Consider the following 3,753-nt stretch of genomic DNA (forward strand, 5'->3'; position numbering starts at 1 on the left):
ATGCCCGCGTTCCTTGCTGGTCTGGTTGCCTGAAGAACACCCAGCTCACAAGGGCGCGGGCCCTTTTTCAATCACCGACACGGCACGGGGTCGGACAACATCACGCCCCTACCAACTGCGAAGAGCCCGATATCTTGGACCTCTCTGTCGTCACCAATCCTCCGCTGCCCTTCGGGGCCCCTGCCGACATCGACATCACCATCTTGGGGAGTACCGAATGAGGCCCCGTTCTGACGGGCCGGGACGAATCGGCCTCCACCGCCCCCGCCAGGGAGTCGTTCGGCGCGCCCTACGCACAAAGCCGCCACGTCCGTGATATGAGTCACGAACAAAATGACCGGCTGACCAGTAGGCCGGCCTGCGTGAAACGGACCGCCAGTGAACGACCCCGATCCCTTCCCCGGCGACGGACCCACCTACGACCCCTATGCCGAGTACCGGGACAACAAGCCTGTGCACCGGCAGCATCGGATGGCCCCGCGCCACCGCACCGAGCCGGAACTTGAGCCGGTGATCGACGTGTCGACGCCGCAACCGGATCCTGGACGGTTCTCCGACGCCCCACCGGCATGGCCGATGACGCCGACACCGGAGCAGGTGGCTGCGCAGCGCGCCGAGGAGGAGCGGCAGCGGCAGTGGGCGCAGTGGCAAGAGGACGTGCGGCGGCAGGCGTGGGAGGAGGCCCAACGGCAGGCCGCCGCGCAGTACGCGAACCGGCAGTACAACGGTCCGGTCCAGCAGGTCACGGTCAACAACAACGTTCGTGCCGGCGGCGGGTGCCCGCACGGGCTGCACTTCATCCTTACCCTGCTCACCTGCGGGTTGTGGCTGCCGATTTGGATCATCCACGCGATCGTCGACGCATTGCGCTAGGGGTTGCCTGCCTCCGACACGACTCGACCTGCCGGACTGGTGTCCGCCGGCGATGCCCGGTCCCCGGCGCCTGTGCACCCGGCGGAGGGGGCGCGACTGACCTCGTGCATCCGCGACGCGCATGAACCCTCGCCACCTGCTCGGGGTTCCGGTCGTCACCGAGACGGCCGGCGTAGTCGCCGTCAAAGACCCGATCCCGCTGGCTGCGTTGCGGAACCGAGTCCCCACCACCGGTCCTTACCGGACGAGGAGGCCTGCCGGAGCACCTACACGGCATCAAGCTTGAGACCTATTAAGGTCGACCAATCACTCGTTCAGGACAGGACACTCAACGTTGATTTCCAGAAGTACCGCTGTCGTTGCGGCAGCCGTAGCCCTTGCCGCTCCCTCCGTGATGCTCGCCCCGACCGCCGCAGCGTCACCGGCTCCGGTGATCCAGCCTTTCGGCACCGTGATCCGCGGCAGCGGCGGCGGCACCATCGCCCTCACCGAGTACGCGACCGCCCCGAACCTCACCGTCTTGGGCATCACCTTCACCCCAGGTGACAATCCGCTTGAGGGGTACTCCATCTCGACGCGACCCTGACCTACGGTGCGCGCGGCTATCGCGCCGATGTCGACTACTCGCAGTCGGATGCGTTCTTCTCCGGGGTCGTAGCCCCCCACACTTCGGTCACCCTCGACTACGCGTACGAGGTAGACAAGTCGCAGCTCAATCCGGCCACCTTGACCGTGCACATCGGACTCGAGGACTTCACGTGGACCGGGGATCTGGCCGGCAAGCTCCTGCCCCCGCCGCCGCCGCGCTTCGGAAGCAGCTGATCGATCCGTCGGACGCCCCGAGTCCTCGGACCAGGGCGTCCGGCATCACCAGTCCTCCCGTGCGGTTCTACCGATGCGGGACATGCCGGCGGTGCCGCTCAGGGTGAGGTGCCGGCCCGTGCGGGCGTATCCCCCGGCAGTCCTCGGTAACGAAACCGGAGTCCCAGGCGGTATTGCGGGGGTGAAAACACTGCGTTTGCTGCCGATCCTTGCGATCGCACTCATCGTATCCGGTTGCGGAGACGGTAATTCTAGCTCCCGTGCCGCCACACCTGCTCCGACCGCGGTACCGGTGTCGACGACGAACGCAGCGGCCAGTTCGATCACCGCGTCTTCCGTCCCGGATTCGACTTCTGCGGAGATCACCCCTACCGCCACCGAGACCGTGGCGGACGAACCGATGGTGGTCGAGCCCGTGGCCGACGAACCGGTGATGGTCGAGGAGCCCTACATCATCGACTGCCAGCTGGGGTTGGGACCAATCGTCACGTACTGGTCCGACGGCACGGTGACCGGGTATTCGGACTACTGTCAGTCGATCCATGACCAGGTCCTGGCAGACGAAGTGGCCGCCAACACGCCGGTGTGCGACGGCACCACCTGCCGATACCCCTCCGGCGCAACCCGACCGGACACAAATTCATCGCCCCGCTCCCCCTCGCCATGGGTGCAAGGCCAACTCGACTGGCAGGCGTGCAAAGAAGCGGGAAACACCGACGAATACTGCCGTCTGACTCTCAACTGACGAGTGAGCCCCAGTGGCAGCATCTTCGGGGTGGCTGTGTCTGAATTCTTGAACGGTACGCACCGCTCCCCCAGGAGAGCAGAACGCCTACAGCTCCTCCAAGACGGTGAGCAGTTCCTCGAGCAGGGCGTCGGCGCGGGCTTCGATGGCGTCGAAGACCTCGGCGAGACCGTCCAGGCTGTCGCGGGCCTGGCGGCGCGCTGCCACACCCCGCTCGTAGTAGTGCGGGTCGAGGTCGACCTCAGTCTCGTGCTGGACGTGCGGGTTGTCGTCCTGGCCCCTTTGTTTGCGTAGGGGCAGTGGGGTGCGGGCCGGGACTCGGCCGGCCAGGTGGTCGCGGACCAGCGCGGCGAGGGACTGCGCCGTCATCGGTTGCGGCATCAGCGGCAGGTGTCCCCAGCGGTCGATCGGGGTCAGCAGGGGTTGCTGGGCCTGCCGGTCGGTGAGCGCGCCCTGGTCGATCTCGACCGGGTCGGTCAGGTGCTGGGCGAGCAGGTCGGTGTTCGGGTATGCGTCGAGGAACGCCTGGATCTCCGCCCATCTGTAATACACCGCCACCGCCGGGCTCGCACCGACGGCGGACTCTGGTGACACACAGTACTGTTCGCCGGTCGCAGTAACGACGAGGGTGCCGGCGTCGACGTGGATGTCGCCGCGGCGCAGCCGGGCCAGCCGGGCGAACGGCATCCCGGTCGCGGCCAGGGTCAGCAGGAGCGCGTCGCGGCGGCCGAACAGCCCGCCGGGCCAGCCGGCGACCGGCAGCTGCGCGGCGCGCCGGTGCAGGAGCGGGGCGAGCCGGTCGGCCCGGGCGGCGCGGGCGGCATCGAGCCGGCGGCGGACGGTCTCGCTGCGGCCGGGCGCCGGGTGGCCGTGGCGGGTGTGGACGGTGTTGATCGCCGAGACGCGCCGCCGCTGGGTGGCGGGCGCGGCGGGATGTTCGTGCAGGAACCGGGCGAGCGCCTCGGGGGTCGTGGGGAGCGCGAGGTGGTCGGTGGCGGTGCACCAGTCGGCGAACAGCGCCCAGTCGTGCCGGTACCGCGCCGGAATCCGCAGGCCCGCTGTTGTTTCCGCAGAATCGTCGAGGCGTTCGGTCGAGGTGCGCATGCTGCTACAAGCCCAGGTTGGTGACGGCGTTGCCGAGCAGGGGTGCGTGTTCGCGGGCGTAGACCTCGAGCATGGCGGGGGTGGTGTGTTTGATATGCGGGTAATCACTGTGCGATCTCGAGGACTCGACGAGGATCGCGTGTAGGCCTGATTGCCATCCCACCGGAGGAGCCCGCATGACGTTCGTGCCCTGCCTGGTCCGTTCGATG

At 67.8% G+C, this 3,753-nt stretch carries 4 protein-coding genes and 1 pseudogene; 3 read left to right on the top strand and 2 right to left on the bottom strand.

The features are described 5' to 3' along the window. Positions 1–378: 378 nt before the first annotated feature. The 3 genes from G6039_RS30920 to G6039_RS29830 all read left to right on the top strand — a co-directional run bounded on the left by G6039_RS30920 (position 379) and on the right by G6039_RS29830 (position 2,440). Complete coding sequence (locus tag G6039_RS30920) at positions 379–873, top strand: hypothetical protein (protein ID WP_043802005.1); 495 nt, start codon at positions 379–381, stop codon at positions 871–873. Between the two features lie 391 nt (positions 874–1,264). Beyond that, positions 1,265–1,459: a hypothetical protein gene (locus G6039_RS29825; protein ID WP_152545970.1), complete on the top strand. Its 195-nt coding sequence runs from the start codon at positions 1,265–1,267 to the stop codon at positions 1,457–1,459. A gap of 528 nt (positions 1,460–1,987) precedes the next feature. Further along, positions 1,988–2,440, top strand: a complete 453-nt coding sequence (locus G6039_RS29830) for a hypothetical protein (protein ID WP_051446158.1) — start codon at positions 1,988–1,990, stop codon at positions 2,438–2,440. An 87-nt stretch (positions 2,441–2,527) separates the two neighbouring features. Here the strand turns inward: G6039_RS29830 and G6039_RS29835 are convergent, their stop codons facing one another. Together G6039_RS29835 and G6039_RS30925 are read right to left on the bottom strand one after the other, a co-directional pair. After that, the gene (locus G6039_RS29835; RefSeq protein WP_164528187.1) at positions 2,528–3,544 is read right to left on the bottom strand and encodes a hypothetical protein; all 1,017 of its coding nucleotides are present in this window, start codon (positions 3,542–3,544) and stop codon (positions 2,528–2,530) included. 4 nt (positions 3,545–3,548) lie between these two features. Then, positions 3,549–3,753, bottom strand: a pseudogene (locus G6039_RS30925) (hypothetical protein); the annotation flags it as partial.

Origin of the sequence: Rhodococcus aetherivorans, assembly GCF_011058165.1 — a bacterium.
Classification (GTDB): domain Bacteria; phylum Actinomycetota; class Actinomycetes; order Mycobacteriales; family Mycobacteriaceae; genus Rhodococcus; species Rhodococcus aetherivorans.

What these genes read in the sequence shown, in the direction of transcription:
- G6039_RS29835 (WP_164528187.1), bottom strand. Translation starts at nt 3,544, where the DNA reads ATGCGCACCTCGACCGAACGCCTCGACGATTCTGCGGAAACAACAGCG.